General features: G+C 67.7%; 19 protein-coding genes and 1 tRNA gene. 16 read left to right on the forward strand and 4 right to left on the reverse strand.

Annotated elements, in window-relative coordinates:
• Positions 1–114 precede the first annotated feature (114 nt).
• Positions 115–1,626, forward strand: a complete 1,512-nt coding sequence (guaB, locus tag AB4089_RS03495) for an IMP dehydrogenase (protein WP_441407899.1) — start codon at positions 115–117, stop codon at positions 1,624–1,626.
• A 153-nt stretch (positions 1,627–1,779) separates the two neighbouring features.
• Positions 1,780–3,630 (forward strand): ABC transporter ATP-binding protein, encoded by a 1,851-nt coding sequence (locus tag AB4089_RS03500; RefSeq protein ID WP_441407900.1) that lies wholly within the window; start codon positions 1,780–1,782, stop codon positions 3,628–3,630.
• On the opposite strand, the gene AB4089_RS03505 is transcribed toward AB4089_RS03500, so the two are convergent.
• Complete coding sequence (locus tag AB4089_RS03505; protein ID WP_441407901.1) at positions 3,617–4,249, reverse strand: hypothetical protein; 633 nt, start codon at positions 4,247–4,249, stop codon at positions 3,617–3,619. The two genes, AB4089_RS03500 and AB4089_RS03505, sit on opposite strands and share 14 nt — an antisense overlap.
• A 54-nt stretch (positions 4,250–4,303) precedes the next feature.
• On the opposite strand from AB4089_RS03505, the gene AB4089_RS03510 reads away from it, so the two are divergent.
• The 7 genes from AB4089_RS03510 to AB4089_RS03540 all read left to right on the forward strand — a co-directional run bounded on the left by AB4089_RS03510 (position 4,304) and on the right by AB4089_RS03540 (position 15,652).
• Positions 4,304–5,440 (forward strand): GuaB3 family IMP dehydrogenase-related protein, encoded by a 1,137-nt coding sequence (locus AB4089_RS03510; protein WP_441407902.1) that lies wholly within the window; start codon positions 4,304–4,306, stop codon positions 5,438–5,440.
• Between the two features lie 92 nt (positions 5,441–5,532).
• Positions 5,533–7,284, forward strand: a complete 1,752-nt coding sequence (locus tag AB4089_RS03515) for a glycerol-3-phosphate dehydrogenase/oxidase (protein ID WP_441407903.1) — start codon at positions 5,533–5,535, stop codon at positions 7,282–7,284.
• A gap of 89 nt (positions 7,285–7,373) precedes the next feature.
• Positions 7,374–7,862: a PTS sugar transporter subunit IIA gene (locus tag AB4089_RS03520; protein WP_441407904.1), complete on the forward strand. Its 489-nt coding sequence runs from the start codon at positions 7,374–7,376 to the stop codon at positions 7,860–7,862.
• A 126-nt stretch (positions 7,863–7,988) separates the two neighbouring features.
• Positions 7,989–8,909 (forward strand): SURF1 family protein, encoded by a 921-nt coding sequence (locus AB4089_RS03525; protein WP_441407905.1) that lies wholly within the window; start codon positions 7,989–7,991, stop codon positions 8,907–8,909.
• On the forward strand, positions 8,906–9,415 hold the full coding sequence (locus AB4089_RS03530) for a DUF3817 domain-containing protein (RefSeq protein ID WP_441407906.1): 510 nt from the start codon (positions 8,906–8,908) through the stop codon (positions 9,413–9,415). The genes AB4089_RS03525 and AB4089_RS03530 overlap by 4 nt, the downstream gene beginning before the upstream one ends.
• 141 nt (positions 9,416–9,556) lie before the next feature.
• Positions 9,557–11,146, forward strand: a complete 1,590-nt coding sequence (guaA, locus tag AB4089_RS03535) for a glutamine-hydrolyzing GMP synthase (protein ID WP_441407907.1) — start codon at positions 9,557–9,559, stop codon at positions 11,144–11,146.
• 315 nt (positions 11,147–11,461) lie between these two features.
• Complete coding sequence (locus AB4089_RS03540) at positions 11,462–15,652, forward strand: AAA family ATPase (RefSeq protein WP_441407908.1); 4,191 nt, start codon at positions 11,462–11,464, stop codon at positions 15,650–15,652.
• Positions 15,653–15,779: 127 nt separating this feature from the next.
• On the opposite strand, the gene AB4089_RS03545 is transcribed toward AB4089_RS03540, so the two are convergent.
• Complete coding sequence (locus AB4089_RS03545; protein ID WP_441407909.1) at positions 15,780–16,472, reverse strand: RcpC/CpaB family pilus assembly protein; 693 nt, start codon at positions 16,470–16,472, stop codon at positions 15,780–15,782.
• Positions 16,473–16,500: 28 nt separating this feature from the next.
• Here AB4089_RS03545 and AB4089_RS03550 point away from each other — a divergent pair, with 28 nt between their 5' ends.
• Positions 16,501–16,785, forward strand: coding sequence for a hypothetical protein (locus AB4089_RS03550; RefSeq protein WP_441407910.1), 285 nt, complete (start codon positions 16,501–16,503; stop codon positions 16,783–16,785).
• 45 nt (positions 16,786–16,830) lie between these two features.
• Here the strand turns inward: AB4089_RS03550 and AB4089_RS03555 are convergent, their stop codons facing one another.
• Complete coding sequence (locus tag AB4089_RS03555; protein WP_441407911.1) at positions 16,831–17,085, reverse strand: FmdB family zinc ribbon protein; 255 nt, start codon at positions 17,083–17,085, stop codon at positions 16,831–16,833.
• 155 nt (positions 17,086–17,240) lie between these two features.
• Entirely contained in the window at positions 17,241–17,876 is a 636-nt protein-coding gene (locus AB4089_RS03560) for a 5-formyltetrahydrofolate cyclo-ligase (protein ID WP_441407912.1), read from the reverse strand.
• Between the two features lie 104 nt (positions 17,877–17,980).
• Between AB4089_RS03560 and galU the strand changes: the two genes are divergently transcribed.
• The 6 genes from galU (at position 17,981) to AB4089_RS03590 (ending at position 22,874) form a co-directional block, all read left to right on the forward strand.
• Entirely contained in the window at positions 17,981–18,898 is a 918-nt protein-coding gene (galU, locus tag AB4089_RS03565) for a UTP--glucose-1-phosphate uridylyltransferase GalU (RefSeq protein ID WP_441407913.1), read from the forward strand.
• 5 nt (positions 18,899–18,903) lie between these two features.
• Positions 18,904–19,524 carry a GNAT family N-acetyltransferase gene (locus AB4089_RS03570; RefSeq protein WP_441407914.1) on the forward strand — a complete coding sequence of 207 codons (621 nt, stop codon included), beginning with the start codon at positions 18,904–18,906 and terminating at the stop codon, positions 19,522–19,524.
• 142 nt (positions 19,525–19,666) lie between these two features.
• Positions 19,667–20,662, forward strand: a complete 996-nt coding sequence (locus tag AB4089_RS03575; RefSeq protein ID WP_441407944.1) for a hypothetical protein — start codon at positions 19,667–19,669, stop codon at positions 20,660–20,662.
• Between the two features lie 105 nt (positions 20,663–20,767).
• Positions 20,768–21,580, forward strand: coding sequence for an SDR family oxidoreductase (locus AB4089_RS03580; protein ID WP_441407915.1), 813 nt, complete (start codon positions 20,768–20,770; stop codon positions 21,578–21,580).
• A 46-nt stretch (positions 21,581–21,626) separates the two neighbouring features.
• A tRNA-Ala gene (locus AB4089_RS03585) sits at positions 21,627–21,699 on the forward strand.
• A 389-nt stretch (positions 21,700–22,088) separates the two neighbouring features.
• On the forward strand, positions 22,089–22,874 hold the full coding sequence (locus AB4089_RS03590; RefSeq protein WP_441407916.1) for a hypothetical protein: 786 nt from the start codon (positions 22,089–22,091) through the stop codon (positions 22,872–22,874).
• Position 22,875 lies beyond the last annotated feature (1 nt).

Below are 22,875 nucleotides of genomic sequence, written 5' to 3' on the forward strand. Positions count from 1 at the left end.
TTTATTCAACACTTCTGCATGACCTTCTGCACAGGCCAGACCCGTAATGACGGGCTGGTCATCAGTTGCAACCCCTACCCGTGAACCCCGTAACCCAAGGTAAGAGGCGCACTCATGACCGAGCCCGAACACAATCCCTTCGCCCTCATCGGCCTGACCTACGACGACGTCCTGCTCCTGCCAGGCCACACCAACGTGATCCCCTCGGAGGCGGACACGTCCTCGCGCATCTCCAAGCGCATCACCGTCCAGACCCCGCTGCTTTCGGCCGCGATGGACACCGTCACGGAGTCCCGCATGGCCATCGCCATGGCACGCCAGGGCGGCCTCGGCGTCGTGCACCGCAACCTCTCCATCGCCGACCAGGCCGACCAGGTGGACCGGGTCAAGCGCAGCGAATCCGGCATGATCACCAACCCGCTGACTATCGGCCCCGAGGCCACGCTCGCCGAGCTGGACGAGATCTGCGCCCGCTACCGCGTCTCCGGCCTGCCGGTCGTGGACGAAGGCAACAGGCTCCTGGGTATCGTCACCAACCGCGACACCCGCTTCGTGCCCGAATCCGACTTCCCGCTTCGGCTGGTCAGCGACGTCATGACCAAGATGCCGCTCGTCACCGGACACGTCGGCATCAGCCGCGAGGAAGCCTCGCACAAGCTGGCGACGAACAAGATCGAAAAGCTCCCGCTCGTTGACGAGCAGGGCCGGCTCAAGGGCCTGATTACCACCAAGGACTTCACCAAGGCCGAGCAATACCCGCTCGCCACCAAGGACGAGGAAGGGCGCCTGCGCGTCGGCGCCGCGATCGGCTTCTTCGGCGACGGCTGGGAGCGCGCCATGACGCTCATCGACGCCGGCGTGGACGCCCTCTTCGTTGACACCGCCAACGGCCACTCCCAGGGCGTGCTGGAGATGATCCGCCGGCTCAAGTCCGATCCCGTAGCCGCGCACGTGGACATCATCGGCGGCCAGGCCGCCACCCGCGAAGGCGCCCAGGCCCTGATCGACGCCGGTGCCGACGGCATCAAGGTCGGCGTCGGTCCCGGGTCCATCTGCACCACCCGCGTGGTGGCAGGCGTCGGTGTCCCGCAGATCACCGCCATCTACGAGTCCGCGAAGGCGGCCATCCCGGCTGGCGTGCCGCTGATCGCCGACGGCGGCCTGCAGTACTCCGGCGACATCGGCAAGGCGCTCGTCGCCGGCGCCGATACCGTGATGCTCGGCTCCCTCCTGGCCGGTTGCGACGAATCCCCAGGCGACCTGATCTTCGTCAACGGCAAACAGTTCAAGAGCTACCGCGGCATGGGCTCCCTGGGCGCCATGCAGACCCGCGGCAAGAACACCTCCTACTCCAAGGACCGCTATTTCCAGGCCGACGTCTCCGGCGATGACAAACTCATCCCCGAAGGCATCGAGGGCCGGGTCGCCTACCGCGGGCCGCTGTCGTCCGTGGCGTACCAGCTGGTCGGCGGCCTTCGCCAGACCATGTTCTACACCGGGGCCCCGACAATCCCCGAGCTGAAGGCACGCGGCAAGTTCGTCCGCATCACCGCCGCCGGGCTCAAGGAATCGCACCCGCACGACATCCAGATGACGGTCGAAGCCCCGAACTACGGTTCGCGCTAAGACCGCCTCGGCGTGAACCGGGTGAGCCCGCTGAAACCACAGTTTCGGCGGGCTCACCCGTTTCCGGGTGCGGCCGGCTCCCGCACCAACGCCTGGCCGTTCCGCCGAGGCACTGCCCGCGCCGGCCCCGGATCACGGAACTAGGCTGGAGGCATGTCCGAACTCCTGCCGGCACGTGAGCCCAAACGCAAGCTCGCGCTCAGGCCCTACGCCCGGGCCGTGGCCCAGGTTCTGCGCGTGAGCTTCCGCGCCTCTCCGGCCGCCGTCGTCATGAAGGTCCTCGGCTCGCTGATCTCTGCCGTCCTGCCGCTGGTCACGACGTACTTTGCCGCACTTACCACCACGTCCCTGGCCGCCGCCTACGCGGGCAACGCCGCCGCCGGCAGCCAGGCCATCATCTACGTCATCATCACCGCGGCACTCGGGCTCTTCTGGGGATCGTTCAGCAGCCTGGACCGCTACATCCAGCAGCTGATGAGCTTCCGGGTCGGCGCGATCGTCGGGGACCTCATGTACGAGCGCTTCCTGACCCTGGACTTCTGGCGCTACGACGACAAGGAGACCGTGGACCTGTACGACCGGGCCAAACGCTTCTCCGATTCCTATGCCCGCGTCCTGGACCGGATCGCGGCCATCTTCACCCAGCTGGTGTCCGTGTTCCTGGCCATCGGCGCGTTGCTGCTGGTCAGCTGGTGGATCGCCGTGATCGTCCTGGTGGCGATCGTGCCCAGCGTCTACCTGCAATTCAAGCTCTCCCGCGAACAGATCGCGCACTGGAACACCCAGGTCGATTCGCGCAGGCAGCGCAGGATGATCGAGACCAACCTCCTGCGCCCGCAGCACATCGCCGAGATGCGGCTCTACGGGATCGTCGGCCACCTGATGGGACTGCGCTCCCGGCTGCGCGACGCCGACGAAAAGCGCCGGCTGGACTTCCAGAAACGCTACATTCCCAGGCAGCTCGCGGCCGATGCCCTGCAGTACGGCGCCGAGGTGGTCTCGCTGATCTGGGTGGTGGGCCAGATCATCGCCCGGGCCCAGCCGGTGGGGCAGTTCCTCTATGTCCAGCAGATCGTCAGCCGCGCCCTGTCCACCGCCAACAACCTCGTCTCCTCGCTCAGCTCGATCGACGAGGACCTGGCCAACCTCAAGGACTACGAGCTGTTCATGGCACTGCCCGTGAAGTCGGACCACGCGCCGCCCCTGCTGCGGGCGCCGGACACGGTGGAACTGCGGGACATCCGTTTCACCTACACCGGCAGCGAACTGGAAGTGATCCGGGGCATTTCAATGACCATCAGTCAGGGCCAGCACATCGCGATCGTGGGGGAGAACGGCGCCGGCAAGTCCACCCTGATCCGCATCCTGGCCGGGCTGTACCGGCCCGATTCCGGGCAGGTGATGCTCGACGGCGTGGACCTCGCCGCCGTCGACGTCACGTCCTGGCACCGGCACCTGGCGGTGCTCAGCCAGGAGTTCCTGAAATACGAATTCGCCACCGCGGCGGAGAACATTTTCTTCGGCGACGTCGATTCGCCGCGCGACGACGGACGGATCCGCCGTTCCGCCGCGGATGCCGAGGCCCTGGAATTCCTCAACAAGCTGCCCAACGGCCTGGACAACCACGTCAGCAACTGGATGGAGGATCCGCGCGGCCGGAAGGGCTCCGGCCTGTCCGGCGGGCAGTGGCAGCGCCTGGCGATGGCGCGGAACTTCTACCGCGGCGCCACGTTCATGGTGATGGACGAGCCGACGTCGGCCATCGATGCTCTGGCGGAACACCGGATCTTCACCCGGCTTTTCGCCGACCGCAGCAGCACCATCATCGCCATCAGCCACCGGCTCGCGACGATCGAGAAGGCTGACGTCGTCTACATGCTGGAGGATGGCCGCATCGTCGAACAGGGCACCCACAAGGAACTCGTGGCGCTCCGGGGCCGCTACTTCCGGATGTTCGAGTCCCAGCTGAGCGTCCCGGACGCCGAGAACGTCAGCGGCGAGTGAGCGGGGCTCCCTCGATGGTGGTCCGCACGCGGGCCAGGCTGGATTCGGGCGGGACACTGCTGAAGCCGAAGCCGACGGCGGGCCGGACGGCGGCGAGCGGTCCGGCGTCGTCGCCGTCCCAGCTGACGGTGGCGGCGTCGATCCGGTGCAGATCGGTGACCCCGTAATACTCCCGCCGGCCGCCCTTGGCCGTGCCTGCGGTGCGCGCGCCGGGGACTATGAGGGCGGCAACGGGGCTGACCGCGCGCAGCCAGCGCGGATCCACCGCCAGGGCGCGGGGGAGCCGCCGGGCCACGGCACCGAGCCGGGTGCGGGACCCGAGCCGGGCACGGATCCGCAGCGGGCCGGCGTCGACGGCGAGCTGCCCGGCCTCACAGGCGGAGGCCAGCGGCAGGATGCGGGTTTCGTCGAAGTTGTAGACCGCGCCGATGAAGTCGCCGGCCTCGACACTTGGAGCGAGCAGGATCCGGTGGCCCGACGGCAGCTGGACCATCGCATCGGTGAAGGGCCCAAACGGGGACCGCGTCCACAAGCCCACTACCGCGCGCAGGCCCGATCCGGTGCCGATCCCGGCAATGTGTCCCTCGAAAATCCAGCGCTGTCCGCGTCGCCAAAGCATGACGCCACAGTACGTCGAAGCGGCGCCCCCCGTCTGCTGGGATAACCTAGAGCAGTGACTTACGAGATTGAGATTGGCCGAGGCAAGCGTGGGCGTCGTGCCTACTCCCTGGATGACATTGCGATCGTCCCCAACCGACGTACCCGTGACCCCAAGGACGTCTCCGTCTCCTGGCAGATCGATGCCTACAAGTTCGACATGCCGGTCATCGCGGCGCCGATGGATTCGGCCATGTCGCCGGAAACCGTCATCGCCCTGGGCCGCCTCGGCGGACTCGGTGTGCTCGACCTTGAGGGCCTGTGGACCCGGTACGAGAACCCGCAGTCAGTGCTGGAAGAGATCGCAGGCCTCGCGGACGAGACCAACAGCCCCGCCGTCACCCGGCGCATGCAGGAGCTCTACCAGGCACCGATCCAGCCCGAACTGATCACCTCCCGCCTCGCCGAAATCCGGGCCGCCGGTGTCACCGTGGCCGGCTCCCTGACACCCCAGCGCACGCAGGAACACTACAAGACCGTGGTGGCCGCCGGCGTGGACATCTTCGTCATCCGCGGCACCACCGTCTCGGCAGAGCACGTCTCCAAGGACCACGAGCCGCTGAACCTCAAGCAGTTCATCTACGAACTCGACGTCCCCGTGATCGTCGGCGGGGCGGCCGGCTACACCCCGGCCCTGCACCTGATGCGCACCGGCGCCGCCGGCGTCCTGGTCGGCTTCGGCGGCGGCGCGACCACCACCACGCGCCGCGCCCTGGGCATCCACTCGCCGATGGCCTCCGCCATCTCCGACGTCGCCGCGGCCCGCCGGGACTACATGGACGAATCCGGCGGACGCTACGTCCACGTGATCGCCGACGGCGGCATGGGATCCTCCGGTGACATCGTCAAGGCCATCGCCATGGGCGCCGACGCCGTCATGCTGGGCAGCGCCCTGGCCCGCGCCGACGAGGCGCCCGGCAAGGGCTGGCACTGGGGGCAGGAAGCCCACCACCTCGAACTGCCCCGCGGCGACAGGGTCAACGTGGGTACGGTCGGGCCGCTCGAGGAAGTCCTGTTCGGACCGGGCCACCACACCAACGGCACCTCCAACCTAATCGGTGCGCTGCGCCGTTCAATGGCAACCACCGGCTATTCGGACCTGAAGGAATTCCAGCGCGTCGACGTCGTCGTCTCGCCGTACGCCGGCAACTGAACCCCAGCTGGGCGTTGTTTGGCCCTGCCCATCCGGGAGACTTGGACGTAGTCTGGTGCCCTAACGAGGTTTGACCCGGATGGAGGCGTGACATGAACAGTTTTCCCGGCGGTTCAGCCGTGGCCGGAGGTGCCCTGGGGCCTGCCGAACGCGAGGCATCAATCTCTGTGCTCAGGGGCAGCACAGCCCCGGGTAAAGAGCTCGACATCCTGATCGTGGGCGGCGGCATCGTGGGCGCCGGCGCCGCCCTGGACGCGGTCACCCGCGGGCTCAGCGTAGGCATCGTGGAGGCCAACGACTGGGCCGCGGGAACGTCGTCGCGCTCCTCGAAGCTCATCCACGGCGGCCTCCGGTACCTCGAAATGCTCGACTTCGGCCTGGTCAAAGAGGCCCTGCACGAGCGCGGCCTCATCCTCTCCGTGCTGGCACCGCACCTGGCCCGTCCCGTCCCGTTCCTGTACCCGCTGCACAAACCGTTCCTGGAACGGCCCTACATCGGCGCCGGCATCGCGCTCTACGACGCGATGTCCATCACCGGCGGGCACAGCCGCGGCGTCCCCTTCCACAAGCACCTGACCCGGCGCGGAACCCTGCGCGCCGCCCCCAGCCTCAAGGACGACGCCTTCGTCGGTTCCATCCGCTACTACGACGGTCAAGTGGACGACGCCAAGTACGTCGCCAACCTCGTGCGGACCGCGGCGCACTACGGCGCCCACGCAGTCAACCAGATGGCGGTGGTCGACTTCCTGCGCGAAGGCGAGCGTGTGGTCGGCGCCAAGGTGGTCAACCACGAGGACGGCTCGAGCTTCAACATCCGGGCCAAGCAGGTCATCAACGCCACCGGAGTCTGGACCGACGAGACCCAGGCCATGGTGACGGACCGCGGGCAGCTCAAGGTGCGCGCCTCCAAGGGCATCCACCTCGTGGTGCCCCGCGACCGGATCCAGTCCACCGTGGGACTGATCCTGCGGACCGAGAAATCCGTTCTGTTCGTCATCCCGTGGGGCCGGCACTGGATCATCGGGACCACGGACACCGACTGGCACCTCGACAAGGCCCACCCGGCCGCGTCCAGCAAGGACATCGACTACCTGCTGGAGCACGTCAACACGGTCCTCAAGCGCCCCCTGACCCGCGAGGACGTCGAGGGCGTCTACGCGGGGCTGCGTCCGCTGCTGGCCGGGGAAAACGATTCCACCGCGAAGCTCTCCCGGGAGCACGTTGTGGCCCACCCGGTGCCGGGACTCGTGGTGGTGGCCGGCGGAAAATGGACCACCTACCGGGTCATGGCCAAGGACGCCGTCGACGAGGCAACGCGCAGCATGGACGAGCGCGTCCCGGCCAGCTGCACCGAGTCCATCCCGCTGCTGGGGGCGAGCGGCTTCAAGGCCGCGTGGAACCAGCGGAACCGGATGGCCGAGGAGACCGGCGTCCACGTCGCCCGGATCGAACACCTGCTCAACCGTTACGGCGCCATGGCCCCGGAGGTGCTGGCGCTGATCGCCGGCAACCCGGAACTGGCCGAGCCGCTGCCCGGTGCGGACGACTACCTGGCCGCCGAAGCCGTCTACGCTGCCACCCATGAGGGCGCCCGCCATGTCCAGGACGTCCTGACCCGCCGCACCCGCATTTCGATTGAGGCGTGGGACCGGGGTGTGTCCGCCGCTCCGGTAGTCGCTAAACTGATCGGAGACGTTCTCGGTTGGAGTGATGCGCAGCGCGAGGGCGAAATCAAGCACTATCTGGCCCGGGTCGATGCCGAGCGCCTGAGCCAGCAGCAGCCGGACGACGAATCCGCCGATGCCGCACGGCTGGGCGTCGAGGACATCGTGCCCCTGCGCTGAGCCTTAGCGCGGGCCGGCGGTGCGGACTACATCGTTAGTCATTGGACTGCCGGCCGGCGTGCTCTGACGCCACTTCGAAGGGACATCTCTTGGCGGAACCACTGGACCGGTACGACGCCGAGCTCACCACACCGGACATGGTGATCCTGGAAATGGACGCCGCGGACAAGCTCGACGCCACTTCCCAGCTCGCGGAACGCATGCATGCGGCCGGACGGATTGCCGATCTTGAGGGCTTCCTCAAGCAGGTCAACGCCAGGGAACACCAGCTCGCCACCGGCCTGCCCGGCGGCGTCGGACTGCCGCACGCCCGCAGCGAGCTCGTCTCCCAGACCTCCATCGCGGTCGGCATCACCAAGTACGGCAGGGCGCTGGACTTTGGCGCGGCGGACGGGCCGGCCACCGTGATCCTGCTCATCGCCACCCCGGCCAGCTCTTTTTCGGACCACCTTGAAGTGCTCGCGACGCTGGCTCGCTCCCTGTCGAAGGAGTCCTTCCGCGAGTCCCTGCGACGGGCCTACGACGCCGAAGTGATCGCCGAACTCATCAATTCCAGCCTGGTGTTCTTCGACCACTAGAGATTGGGGCAGGCCCTTTCGTGTCGACTCCGTCGCCACGCAGGGACCCGGCTGCCCCACTCTAGGGGCAGGCCCAATTGAAGGCCCGTTTCGTTGTTCTACACGGGGACGAAGTACGGTTAAGAGGTGCTGAAAACTGCCCTCAAACCCCGCTGGATCGCAGGACTCGTGTTCGCGATCGCCATTTCCGGGGTGTTTGTGCTGCTGAGCCAGTGGCAGTTTGGCCGTTCAACTCAGTCTGAAGCCCCGGTCTCCACCACCACGGAGGAAACGCGCCAGCTCATCTCGGTCCTGCAGCCGGGCGGCTTCTTCCCCGGATCGGTGGCCGACCAGATGGTCTCCGCCACCGGCAGCTACGACCCCCAGAAGCAGGTCCTGGTGCCCGGCCGCCTCAACGACGGGGCAAAAGGCTACTGGATTGTCTCCGCGTTCGCCGTCAAGGGCGCCCCGGCCCTGGTGGGCGGCGGGGCCACGCCGCAGACCTGGATTCCGGTCGCGCGCGGCTGGGTCGCGGATCCTTCGGACGCCGTGGCGCCGCCGTCGGGCACCATCGAACTGACCGGACGGCTGTTGCCGTCCGAGTCCCCGCTGCCGCAAACGGATCCCGGACCCGGCCGCGCCAGCGCCGTCTCGGTCGCCGAGCTCATCAACGACTGGAACGTCAGCAGCTACCCCGGCTTCGTCGCCGCGACCACCGAGCTGTCCGGCGGGACCGACGTCGGGCCCCTGGCCGCCGCCGGCGACGTCAAGCCCCTCCGGATCGGCCCGCAGCCGCCCGCCCAGCAGGTCAACTGGCTGAACCTCTTCTACTCCGTGGAATGGGTGGTCTTTGCCGGCTTCGCATTGTTCATCTGGTGGCGGCTCGTCAAGGACGACTACCGCCGTGACCTCGAAGACGCGCTCGACGAGGAACTGGCCGGGGAAGCGGCCAGCCCCGACCCCAGTGACGCCGCCGAAGAGCCCGACTCCGGCCCGCCCGCAGACCCAACTCCCGCAGACCCGCACCCCACAGCCCCCTACCCCTCAGACCCGAGAGTGCAATCATGATCGAGCCCCAGCCCGCCATCCAGCCGCAGTCAACCAACGGCACCGGGACAGCCGGCAAGAAGCGCCGCTTCGGCGGCACCGAGGCCCAAATCCGGTCCGCCCTGAAGTTCTACAAGGTTCTTGCCTACCTGACAGGCTCCATGCTGCTCCTGCTGTGCGCCGAACTGATCGCCCGGTACGGCTTCGGGCAGTACCTCTTCGCCGGCGGCACCAACGCCCTCACCGGCCAGCCGTTCGGTTTCGGATTCGCCGACGCCGAACCGGCAGGAGTGATCGGCGGCGTCAACCTCTCCGTCACGGTCCTGATCGTGCACGGCTGGATGTACGTCGTTTACCTGATCTCCAACTTCCGGCTGTGGTCCCTCATGCGCTGGCCGTTCGCCAAGCTGGTGGTCATGGCCCTGGGCGGCGTCGTACCGTTCCTGTCCTTCTTCGTCGAGAAGAAGTTCCACGCCGAGGTCGAGGCCGAACTCGCGGCCAACCCGCAGGCGCCCCAGCGCTACTGAGCCCCAGCGGCAGGGGAAGGGGACCGCGCGACGGCGACTACCGCCGTCGGGCGTGTGAGATCGCTTACCTCGCCCCCGATTCGGGGCCTGCGCCGGCTTCTCAATGTGCGGCCGGGCAGCGGCGCAAAGTAGTCTAGTGGGGTGACTACTCCCACTTCATCCCAGACGTCCCACAGGCCGGTTCTGGTTGTTGACTACGGTGCCCAGTACGCGCAGCTGATTGCCCGCCGCGTCCGGGAAGCGAATGTGTATTCGGAAGTGGTTCCGCATACGTACAGCACCGAGCAGCTGCTGGCCAAGAACCCCGCCGCGATCATCCTCTCCGGCGGCCCCGCGAGCGTCTACGCCGAGGGCGCCCCCAGCGTCGGTGCCGACCTCTTCGAAGCCGGTGTCCCGGTCTTCGGCATCTGCTACGGCTTCCAGGCCATGGCCAACGCCCTTGGCGGCAAGGTGGCCCAGACCGGGCTCCGCGAATACGGCGCCACCGAGACCACCACCCTCGGTGAGGGCCGCTCCATCCTGGCCGGCATGCCCCAGCACCAGAGCACCTGGATGAGCCACGGCGACTCTGTCCACGAAGCCCCCGAAGGCTTTGAGGTCCTCGCGACGACGGCCGGCGCCGAGGTGGCCGCCTTCGCCAACGAAGAGAAGTGCCTCTACGGCGTCCAGTGGCACCCCGAGGTCAAGCACTCGGCCTACGGCCAGCAGGTCCTGGAGAACTTCCTGTTCAAGGGCGCCAAGCTGGAACCGAACTGGACCGCAGGCAACATCCTGGAGGAGCAGGTCGACCGCATCCGCGAGCAGATCGGCGATGCCCGGGTCATCTGCGGCCTCTCCGGCGGCGTCGACTCCGCTGTGGCCGCCGCCCTTGTCCAGCGCGCCGTCGGCGACCAGCTGACCTGCGTTTTCGTGGACCACGGACTGCTGCGCGAGGGCGAGGCCGAACAAGTCGAACGTGACTTCGTGGCCGCCACCGGCGTCAAGCTCTACGTCGCCAACGAGCAGGAGCGCTTCCTGAGCGCGCTGGCCGGCGTCAGCGATCCGGAGACGAAGCGCAAGATCATCGGCCGCGAATTCATCCGAGCGTTCGAGGAAGCCGAACTGGCGATCATCGCCGAGGCTGCTGCGCACGGTGAAAAGATCAAGTTCCTGGTCCAGGGAACCCTGTACCCCGACGTCGTCGAATCCGGCGGCGGCGAAGGTGCGGCGAACATCAAGAGCCACCACAACGTGGGCGGGCTGCCCGAGGACCTGCAGTTCGAACTCGTGGAACCGCTGCGCGCCCTGTTCAAGGACGAGGTCCGCGCGGTCGGTGCGCAGCTCGGCCTGCCGCAGGAAATCGTCGGCCGCCAGCCCTTCCCCGGCCCCGGCCTGGGCATCAGGATCGTCGGCGACGTCACCAAGGAACGCCTGGACCTGCTCCGCAAGGCCGACGCGATCGCCCGCGCCGAGCTGACCGCGGCCGGACTGGACAGCGAAGTCTGGCAGATGCCCGTGGTGCTGCTGGCGGACGTCCGCAGCGTGGGCGTCCAAGGCGACGGCCGCACCTACGGACACCCGATCGTGCTGCGTCCGGTGTCCTCCGAGGACGCCATGACCGCCGACTGGTCGCGGCTGCCCTATGACCTCCTGGCCCGGATTTCCAACCGGATCACCAACGAGGTGGACGGCGTGAACCGCGTGGTGCTGGACGTGACCAGCAAGCCGCCGGGAACCATCGAGTGGGAATAGCAATGTGAATGGCCGGCCTTTCGAGGCCGGCCATTTCATTTTGTTGCTGGCAATTCGGGCTATTCCTGGCAATTCGGGCTGAATTTTGGCCGCCCCAGTGTTGCGGCCCCGCACGTGCGGAGGATTCGGGCTACCCTCGAAAGCATGCCGGTATGGTCCAAGGCGTCCCGCGCGAGCCAGGCAACCGCGAGCACACACAACGTGGCCTGGGAAAGCGCGGACGCGACACAGACGAGCGTTGATACGACGAACGCTCTAAAGTCGAGCCCGCCACGGTCCGGCCCAGAGAAGTCGAGCACAGAAAAGAAGGCAGCAGTGTCAGTTGGTCAAGGCCACCCCGAGGGCTCCGAGGAGTTCAGGAAATGGCTGTCGGGGCTCAAACCCGTCACCGGTGCAGACACCATGCTGCGCTTTACCAAGACGCCCGAAGGCTCGATTGACCTGACAAACGCCCATCCGTCAGGACTTGCCCAGCTGATGGCAGGCCGGCGGACCCGGCTCTCGACCCTGATCCGCGACCGGCAGCAGTACATTGTGGCGGCCCGCGCATCGCGCAACCTGCGTTCTAAGATCTTCGAACTCGCCAACGACCGCGGCATCGACGCCGGGTATTTCTCCGCCGGCACGGTGGTCTGGACGTCCGCCGTCGGGGGCAAACCGCAACGGATCTCGGCGCCGGTCATGCTCACCGCCATCTCCTTGACGGTGCGCCCCGGCGAGGACGATTACGAACTGCAGCTGACCGAACAGGCACAGATCAACCCGGCGCTGGTCCGGCACCTCAAGTCGGTCCACGGCATCGTCTTTGACGTCAACGCGGTGACCCGGATGGCCTACAGCACGGCCCGGTATGACCCCCAGCCTGTCCTGGACCGCCTGGGCACCCTGGTCCAGCCGATTCACGGCGCCGAGGTCGAACACAACCTGCTCGTCTCCACGTTTGCCGACCTTTCCGGCAACCTGGACGATCCGTGGATCAACGAGAACAACCCCCTCGTCACCGCACTGGCACGGTCCGGTTCCGGTGAACGGGTGGAGGTGCCCGTCCTTGAGCCTGGCCGCTTCCCCAGCACGGATGAGCGGGACCCGGCCGAGGAGCTTTTGCTGCTCGACGCCGACACGGACCAGCAGTATGTCGTCGACGCCGTCCGGGCGGGCGACTCGCTGGTCGTCAGCAGCCCGCCGGGGACCGGCCAGACCCAGACTGTCATCAACACCATCGGCGCCCTCGTGGACGGGGGCAAGTCCGTCCTGGTGGTGGGCGACAGGCGGGCCAGCCTGGCCGAGATCTCCGCCCAGCTGGAGGGCCTCGGCCTGGATTCGGTGCTCTTGCAGCTGACCGGCAACGCCAGCCCGCTGCAGCTCAAGGGCCAGCTGGTCCGGGCGATCGTCCGCAACGAGAAATCGCTCGAGCCGCAACTGAGCAATCTGCACACAACGCTGACCGGGCACCGCCACGCCCTGATGGACCACGTCGCCTCGCTGCACAATGTCCGGGCCCGCTGGGGCTGCTCGCCGTATGAGGCCATGCAGTCGCTGGCAGAGCTGACCTCCATCCAGCCGGCGCCGTCCACAACCGTCCGGCTCAAGCGCAGCGTCCTGGACAACATCCGGGACCGCGAGGAACTCGCCGGCCGGCTCCGCCGCGCCGCCGAGCTCGGCGGCTTCAGCCGCGCGTCAACCACCAGTCCCTGGCACGGCGCGCGGCTGCTCACGCGCAAGGAGACCCAGGAAGCGCAGAGCGTTGCCAGGACCGTGGCGGAGAAACTGCCCCTGCTGCGCGGCCGCATGGACGCAGTGGCCGAACACGCAGAGATCCGCCTCGGCGGGACGTTCGCCGAATGGGGCGAGCAGATCGAACTGCTGGTGGCCGTGCGCGAAAGCCTGGACAAATTCACTCCCGACATCTTTGACCGGCCCGTCCACGACCTGATCTCCGCCACGGCGTCCTCCGCCTGGCGCCGGGAGCGGGGGATCGAGATGCCGTCCATGCAGCGTTCCCGCCTGCGCAGGGTGGCGAAGGAATACGTCCGGCCCGGGGTGCACATCGCGGACCTGCACAGTTCCCTGCTCCTCGTCCAGGAGCAGCGCGCCGCCTGGTCCGGCTACGCCACGACGCAGCGGCACCCGGCCGTGCCGTCCGGACTGGGCGAAATCACCGGCCTGTACCGCGAGCTGGCAGCGGAACTGGACGAACTCGGCCAGGCCGTCAAGCACACTGCCGCCGGCGGCGATCTGGACCGCGCGCCCTACGGGGAACTCCTGGCCCGCGTGCAGCGGCTGGTCGCCGACACCGCGACCCTGGAAACCCTGCCCGAACGTACCCTGCTTGTCGAGAGCATGCGCGAGCACGGCCTGGGCGAACTCCTCGCCGACCTCGCCGAGCGCGAGGTCCCGGAGGGATCGGTGACCGCCGAACTGGAGCTGGCCTGGTGGCAGTCGGCCCTGGAAGCCATGATCAGCGGCGATGACTACCTCGCCATGTCCGACGGCGACGCGCTGCGCCAGCTTGAGGCCGAGTACCGTCTCGCGGACAACGCCCACATCGCCAGCGGCGCTGCCCGGCTGCGGTGGAACCTGTCCGAACGCTGGTGCGCTGCCATCGCGGAGTACCCCCGCCAGGCCGAGCTGCTGCGCAGCCTGCTGAAGGACGGCCGAGTCACCCTGGCGGCCCTGGGCGGCCAGGCGCAGGAACTGCTGCCCACACTCGTACCCGTGTGGTCCGTCAGCCCCTACCTCATGACCGGTCTCCTGCCGATCGATCAGACCTTCGACGCCGTGGTGATCCTTGACGCGGAGACGACCTCGCTGCAGGCGGTCCTTCCGGCCATCGCAAGGTCCCGGCAGGTGATCGCCTTCGGCGACGAACAGATCGCCAGCCCCCGGACCTTCACCGTCGGTGTCGAGCGGCTCGCCGCGGGGGAGACCTCTTCCCAAGGCGTGGAGAGCTCCTACGCGGCACTCGCTGCCGTGCTTCCCGTCCGGAACCTGAGGACCGTTTACCGCGCGGTCGATGAAGACCTGGTGCGCCAGCTCAGCAAGGGTTTCTACGCCGGAGAACTCACCCGGCTCCCCGAAGGGCAAGCCGCCACGGGCCTTGACCGCTCCCTCAGCGTGGAATACCTCCCCGACGGCACCGGGCTGCCCAGCGCGGACCACGACGGCGTTGAATCGGTGGTCGCCGAGGTGAACCGCGCGGTGGAACTCGTCTTCGAGCACGCCCGGCTCCGGCCGCGGACCTCGCTGGCCGTGGTGACCGGCAGCCTTCGCCACGCCGCCCGAATCGGCGAGGCCATCAGGGCGCAGCTGCCCAACTACCCCATGCTCGGCAGCTTCTTCACGGCGGGGGAGGAGTCCTTCCGCGTAGTGGATCTGGAACGGGCCCAGGGCTTGGTCCGCGACCACGTCATTTTCTCCCCGGGCTACGGCCGTACACCGCACGGGCGCACCCTCCACAGCCTCGGCCCGCTCTCCGCCGACGGGGGACGCGCCAAATTCGCCCTGGCGATGACGCGGGCACGCCGGTCGCTGCACGTGCTCAGTTGCTTCCGTCCCGAAGACCTCGACGTCAGCCGCCTCAGCCACGGCGCCGTGGACTTCTACGAACTGCTGGACCGTGAGATCGCGGGCAACACCGATCTTGGCAGTCCCGCGTCCCGGGCCGCGGCCAGCGAACAGGCGCTCGGCGCCGATCCGCTCGTGGCCGACCTGGGCGACCGGCTCCGGGCTCGCGGGGCACGGGTGTGGCACCAGTACGACGGCGTCCTGAACATGGTGGCCGCCGCCGACCCGATGACCACGATCGGCCGGGACGACGCGGAAATTCCCCGTCCGGTGGCGATCGAGTCCGACGGCACCGGCCACTACCGGCGGATGAGCGTCCGGGAACGGAGCAGGCTGCGGCCACAACTTCTGGAGCGGCTTGGCTGGCGTTACATGCCACTATGGACCATAGAGGTCTTCACCGACCCCTCGGCCTGCGCTGACCGGATTGGCGGCTACCTCGGGTTGGAGAAGCCTGCCGTGTCGAGCCGGCTGCTGACATCGCACGGGTTCTTCGATGACGACATCGAGCACCTGGCAATTGACGAGGCGCGCGCCGCGGAAAACCACCTGGCGGCCGAGTTCGCGGAGCGCACATTCGGCGGCCACGAGTCTTCGGCGCAGGAACACCGCCAGGGGCCGGCAACAGCAACAGCACACAGTACAGGCAGTAAGGAGGCCGGCGGCATGAATGCGGACGGCGACATCCAGAACAACACCGGCGATAACCAGGGCGACGCGAGGGGCACCTCCGGGCCGAAGCCGGGCGAAGTGACCGAAACCGGCGCGGAGCAGGAAGCGGCCAAGGAAACGGCCCGCCGTGCCGAGGCACAGGCCACCGTCCCCGATGGCGTACTGCCGAACAAGGCGGCGGAAGACGATCCCCGCCGCTGGGGCGACCAGCCTGACAACTACGATCACGACGCATGGCTCCAGGAACAGAAACCGCCGCACTGGGGGTAAGGACGCAACGGCCCTAGCCCGGCGACTGGGAACCCCGGGCTTTAACGGAGCCGGCCGGTGCCGAACTGCGTGTCAGCCCGGCTGCTGGGTCACTGCCCCAACGCGGCGGGCGTGGGACGCAACGGCCCTAGCCCGGCGCGGCCGCCACGAGCACGAAGAACAGCTTGCCCTGGGTAGATGCGCCCGCCAGCCTTCGCGCCTGGTCTGCCGACGCCGCTACGACCACCAGCCCCTCAGCCTCCGTGCTGGCTGGCCACGGCCCGGCGCTGCCGCCTTGCGCGGATGTCCAGAGCACCGGGACGGCAACAGCGAGGATTTGGCTTTCGGTGGGTTGTTCAAAGCCGTTGCCGCCGGTGAGCACCACGTTGACGAGCTGTCCGGGGGAGACCAGCTGGATCGAGGCAGGGTCAGCCATCCTCAGCGGCACCGCAGCGGAGCCGGGCGGGCTTCCGGCGAGCAGGCCCGGGCCGAGGACCTGGGCGTCACTGAGGAGTTGGCCCTTGCGCAGCGGCGCAGCCAGCTGTTTTCCCTCGAACGCGGTCTCGCTGCCGGGGCTGCCGGCAGGCACGAGGTCGGGCGGCACGCTGATCGGGCTGACGTCGCCGGGTCCCAGGGTTTTTCCCGCGGGAAGATCCGACGCCGCGGCGAATGCAACAACAGTTTCAGCGGGCGCGGGGGTGAGTTGCTGAACCGTGAGGCCGGCGGGGACGCAGAACAGGAGCGCGGCAATGAACCGCCGGTTCCGGTTCAGCCAGCTGCGCAGGCGGCGCCGCGGCGGACGGCCGCGAGGCGGTTGCTGACTGCGGGGCTGGCCGGGCACATTCCGGTTCCGACTGGAGCGGCCGGCCGTGGACATCGTGGCCGACGGAGGGCCGGCGGTGCGGATCCCGGTGCGGTTCCAGCGTGCGGAATCCTCGGCGGGCCGTCGCCGGGACCGCGTGGAAGAACTCCCGGGTGAAGCCGCGCAGGGGAAACCGGCCCTGGTCGCGAAAGGCGACCAGAACGACGGAGGGGACAGCGGACTGAGGGAAAGGGCCATGCCGCCACGCTACGGACCCGCGGAGGGCGGTGAGAGCCCCGAAGTGGCCTATGTGGACAAATTGGCAGGCGTCCAAGCGATAAGGCAGGCCTAGCCTGAGGGGGACCCGCTGGCAGCGGCGTCGGTCCGGTGGTGCCTGCTAAGCCGCGGGGGCCGTAGCAGGTGCGGGGGTGGCCGCAGGTGCTGCGGGAGCAGCGGAAACCGTGCTGCCCTTGGTGTCGCGGGAATCGTTCCGGTAGAAGCCGGAGCCCTTGAACACGACGCCGACGCTGTTGAACTTCTTGCGCAGCGTGCCCTGGCACTCAGGGCAGGACGTCAGGGAGTTGTCGCTGAACGACTGCACGATCTCGAAGGCGTGGCTGCAGTCCTTGCAGGCGTATGCATACGTGGGCACTGGAAATCCTCACTCTGGGACAAACGAGCAGGTCCCGTGCTGACGAGTCGTGACCACTGCCGGCATATTTACCGGCGGAGTCCGTGCTTAGCAGTCGCAGGGCCTGAGTGCCAATTCTATCACCTTGGCTGGAACCCCTCTCAGCGGGGCCGGCATCAGCCGAGCCGGATGATTCCGCCCGGGGTCAGCGCCGCGTCGACCTTACGGTCGAACGACTCGGCGGGGATGCTGTCCGCGGGCAGCACCTCCGTGTCATAGACGACGGCGGCAGCCGGCAGCGCCGCGGCGTCGGCCGCCTCGCCGGCCGCCTCACCGGACGAAAGGGACAGGGCGGCGAGGGCGGCAAGGAACTTGTCGTAGTAGCCGCCGCCTTGCCCGATGCGGTTGCCGGAGAAGTCCAAGGCGGTGGCCGGAAGGATGATTGCGGTAGCGGCGCGCATGACGGCGGTGCCGTGGCGCTCGCCGACAGGTTCCAGGATGGGGGCGAACCTGCTCCGGACAAACACTGACTGCGGGGTCCAATATACCCAGCTGAGCTCAAGGTCGGGTTCGCACACCGGAAGCAGCACCCGGTGTCCGGCGTCGGTCAGGGCCGTCAATAGCGGCAGCGTGGGCGGTTCGGTGCCCACGCCGAGGTAGGCCGCGAAGGTGCCCCGGCGGCCGCCGGCCAGCGCCGAGGCCCACTGGAGCCCATGGCGGGCGATGCCCGCCGCGGCGGCATCAAGCTCGGCCACCGGGAGTTCGGAACGCTTCGCCCGGTGGCTGGAGCGTATTTGGTCTTTTGACGCCATATAGGCCCGTCCTCTGCCTCTTGCGGTCACGACGGCCGGGGAAAGTCCGCCGGCGGTTCGATTAAGAATTACGCAATGATTGGTCCCTCCGTTAGATTAGTCGAGTGAATACACCCAACGCTTCCGTTCGCAAGGCCGTCATTCCCGCCGCGGGCCTTGGTACCAGGTTTCTTCCGGCTACGAAGGCCATGCCCAAGGAAATGCTCCCTGTAGTCGACAAACCGGCTATCCAGTACGTCGTTGAGGAGGCCGTGAACGTCGGCCTGAACGACATCCTGATGATCACCGGCCGTAACAAGCGGGCGTTGGAGGACCACTTCGACCGCGTGCCGGCGCTGGAGTCCACCCTGAAGGCGAAGGGCGACACGGCCAAGCTCGAGTCCATCCAGGCCGCCAGCAACCTCGGTGACATCCACTACGTCCGCCAGGGCGATCCCATGGGCCTTGGCCACGCCGTCCTCCGGGCCAAGCAGCACGTCGGGCAGGAGCCTTTCGCCGTCCTCCTGGGCGATGACCTCATTGACGCCCGCGACGAACTCCTCAGCACCATGATCGACGTCCAGGCCAAGACCGGCGGGTCCGTGGTCGCACTGATCGAGGTGGATCCGTCCCAGATCAGTGCGTACGGCTGCGCCGACGTCGAGGCGATCGGCGGTGAGGACTACGTCCGCATCAACCAGCTCGTGGAGAAGCCGGACGTCGAGGACGCCCCGTCCAACCTGGCCGTGATTGGCCGCTACGTCTTGCACCCCGCTGTCTTTGAAGTGCTTGAGCGCACCGCGCCCGGACGCGGCGGAGAAATCCAGCTCACGGACGCACTGCAGGAACTCGCGGCCGGCACCGGCGAGGGCTACGGCGTATACGGCGTGGTCTTCCGCGGCCGCCGCTACGACACCGGCGACAAGCTCAGCTACCTCAAGGCCTGTGTCCAGCTCGCCTGCGACAGCGATGACCTTGGCCCGGGCCTGCGCGAATGGCTGCCCGGCTTCGCGTCCAGCCTGGCCCCCAGCCTCACCAAGTAACTCCCGTGGGGGGCAGCTTCAACTGGCCGGTAACTCTGGAGAGTGGCGACATAGTGTTGCGCCCGATCCGGTACCGGGACCGCAGGGAGTGGACAGAACTTCGGTCCCGTAACTGCGAGTGGCTGGCCCCCTGGGAGGCATCAAACCCTGTCCCCGGCGGCGGGCTGCCGGACTACCGGCAAATGGTCCGCTCACTCAAGGTCCAGGCTGCGCAGGCCACGGCCCTGCCCTTCGTGATCGCCGAATGGACGCCGGGCCACCAGGCGCCGGTGATCGTCGGGCAGCTGACTGTCTCCTCGATCGTGTGGGGCTCGGCCATGATGGCGACGCTTGGCTACTGGGTCGACAAGGGACGGGCCGGCCGCGGGATCGCCCCCACCGCCGTGGCCATGGCAACGGACTACTGCTTCGGCACCCTCGGCCTGCACCGCATGGAGATCAACATCAGGCCGGAGAATGCCCCGAGCCTGAGGGTGGTGGAGAAACTCGGGTTCCGGGACGAGGGATACCGGCCCAGATTCCTGCACATCAACGGCGAATGGGCCGATCACCGAACGTTCGCGCTCACGGCTGAGGAAGTGCCGGAAGGCTTGCTCGCACGGTGGCTGAGAACCCGCCAGGCCTAAGCCCGTGAGTGCCGTCTGACCAGCCACGACGCCCGGCCGGAGCCCAGTCGCCGCCACGCCCGCGACACACCCCCGACAATGCGGGGCAGTACCCCATATACCTCATACGGTTTTGAGTGTGGACTTCCCTCTTAGCAGCTCAGTGATACTTGTCATTGCTGTTGCGCTCTGGATCGTGTGGGTGGCGCCTTACGTTCTCCGGAACGGGCGCCACCAGCTGCAGCCTGCGGGCGAATTCCTGGCGGACGTCATTGACATGGAACCAGCAGATCCACGTGCGGGGAAGGTTATGAAAATGGCGGCGCAGCAGGAGAAACCCATGATCAGCACCCAGCGCGCAGAACCGGCCAGCGGCTCCGCTGGAAGCCGGGTCAGTAGTGGCGCGCCCGGAGGGGCGACGCCAACTGCCGGTGCTTCTCCGGCATTCAAGATTCGCTGGGGGCGGCTGGTGCTGGCGATGGCCGGCCTGCTGTTGCTGCTCACAGGAGTGGTTTCCGGGGCCCTTCGACTTTTCGGTGTGGGGTCCGGGTGGCTGCCGGTGACGGCCCTGCTGGGCGCTGTCGCCACCGTGGCCATGCTCCGCCGTCTCGCTGTCGGTGACCGCCGGCGGAAAATGAACGCCGCCTTCCGTGCAGCAATGGGCGGCCCGGAACGTACCATCGCCCGGTCTTCGCGGCCCGAGCAGATCCCCTCCCGCCCTGCTGAGAGTCCCGGCGCACGGCCGGAAAGCCCTCTCTTCGACGCCGAAGCGGCCCCCGCAACGCAAGAACCTGCTCCCAGGCCGCTGACCGCGCTGGAGCTCCGCCAGGCCGCCCTCGCCGAGGCCGCAGCCTCGGGAGATACCTCGGCCGCTCTGGCAGCCGAGACGGCGGCAACTGCTGCGGATTCCAGCTGGGAGCCAGTCGACGTTCCCAAGCCCACGTACGTCGAAGCGCCGAAGGCCGAGCGCGCGGCCCCCATGCCCCTCGACCTCCCCGAGGCGCCGAAAGCCCTGGGGAAGCCCTCGCTCAAGCAGGCCTCCGCGCGGCCGGCCGCGTCCGATCCGCGGACCGCCGAGGATTCCGAGACAAAGCAGCTCAGCAAGGCCCAGAGCGCCCTGAGCAACCTGGACGATGTCCTTCAGCGGCGCCGCGCCTGATCCGGTCCGTTGCGAAGAATTCACCCCGGGCAGCCAGCGATGGCCGCCCGGGGTTTCCTTTCCCCGAAGCGTAGCCGCCACGGTTGTTTGCGGTAGCCTCGGGTCATGACAAGGATCTGCGTGGCCGGCGGAACAGGGCAAGTGGGCCGCGAAGTAGTGCGCCAGGCCGTCGACGCAGGACACTCCGTGGCGGTCCTGAGCCGCAACCCGCCGCCCGCAGGCGCCTCCGGCCGGGTCGGGGGAGCGGAATACTTCCGCGCGGACGTGACGACGGGCGAAGGGCTGCCGGCGGCCGTGGGGGGCGCCGACGTCGTGATTGACTGCCTGGAGGGACGCTCCGGGAAGGCGCGGAAGAACTTCGCCGACGGCGGCGCACGCCTTCTGGCCGCCGCCCAGGATGCCGGGACGGCCAGGGCGGTCATGCTGTCCATCGTGAATTGCGATCGCAGCAGCGCGGCCTTCTACCGGTCGAAGGCTGCCAAAGAACATGTCTACGAGCTGTCCGGGCTTCAGACTGTGGTGCTCCGCGCCACCCAGTTTCATTCGTTGCTGGCGATGATGTTCGGCGCCGGCTCCAGGATTCGGATCATCCCCGTGGTGCGGGGCAGCCGGTTCCAGCCCGTGTCGCCGGCCGACGTGGCTGCGATGCTCCTGGAGGCCGCGCTGGAGCCGGCACCGGTTCCAGCGGCGGGCCCGCCGCACCGGGTGGTGAACTTCGGCGGCCCCGAGTCCAAGGACATGGCCGACTTTGCCCGCGAGTGGAAGCGGGCCACTGGCGTGAAGGGGAAACTGGTGCGCCTGCCGCTGCCCGGGCCGATGGGCCGCTACCTGCGCGAGGGACTGAATCTGGTACCGGACGCGCGACACGGCAACGAGACATTCCGGGGCTGGCTGGAAAACAACGCGGATAGTTTGTAGCCTAGGGACACCGGCAACGCCGTTCCCTCAGGACCGGCGTTGCTTCGGGGCTATAGCTCAGTTGGTAGAGCGCTTCGTTCGCATCGAAGAGGTCAGGAGTTCGAATCTCCTTAGCTCCACCGAATTCGGGGATCCTTTGGTGCCGTTCCCAGGAGCCTCCACGTTGCCCGGATCCCCTTCGCGGACTTTCTGCCAGTGATCTCCAGGAGCACCATGCGTGCGGCTTGGGTCCCTCGGTTCCCCGGATACACGAAGAGGGTCCCCCAAGGACCCTCTGCCATGCGGCCCGCGGCTGCAGGCCATCCGTTCGAGCACCACTACCATAAGCATGCTTAGGGTCATGTGTCAGCCCCCTGACTGAATATGGCGAGAACTGGAAATCCTTCGTCGATCGGCGAGCTTATCGACAGATAGACCGAAACCGTCGCATAGTTGGCGACAGCAGCGGGTCAACGATCGACCCACTCCGGCTCGGGCCCTGAAGCCCGTACTTTTGTTGGGGGACAAATTGAAAACACGCAATACCCACCTGTTGGCTGCCGCGACCCTGACAGCCATCCTGCTCACCACCGCTGCCTGCGCCTCACCGCCGAACACTGAGCCGAACGCCACGCCCTTAAGTGCACCAGCCACCACCGTTGAGCCCTCTCCCAGCGCAACAGCCAGCGCCATGGCCACAGCCACTCCCACGGCAACCGTCACCCCGGCACTGCCTGCCAGTGAGCCGGCGGCAGCACCTGCTCCGGAGAGCCATCAGTCTCCGCCGATGGAGCGGTTCACGTTCCCGGACGGCCACATTTCCTTCACTCACACGGCCGGCTGGACTGTCACAGTCAAACCAGGTCCTGCCCTCAACGCGGAAGCACAGAAGAACTCCTTCAAGGCGATCATCAGGGACGGGTCCGGCACTGAGATGGCCCGCGTGAACAGCGGCATGTACGGCGACGGCGCCTCCGGGCCCGCCAAGCGGACCATCCTTGATCACGCACCCGTGCCCGGAATCACCAACATGGCAGGAGAGAGCACAGAGTTCGGCTTCGCCTACGACGAGCTCGTGGACGGCAACGGCTACTACTTCATGGATGTACGCAATGCCAGGGAGTTCCTCGCCACTACCGAATCCACGGGCTCCAACCAGATCCGGCTGCCCAACGGGATCCTGAGCGCCCACGTCGTCCTGACGGATTCGCCGTCCACACGGGCCTTCTCTTCGCCGGCCGCCGCGAAAGCCTGGATGGAAACCGGGCGGTACGCCCAGCTCAAATCGATGCTGCTCAGCCTGAAATACGCGTAGC

The sequence above is a fragment of the Arthrobacter sp. 2MCAF15 genome, from assembly GCF_052115605.1.
Lineage (GTDB): Bacteria > Actinomycetota > Actinomycetes > Actinomycetales > Micrococcaceae > Arthrobacter.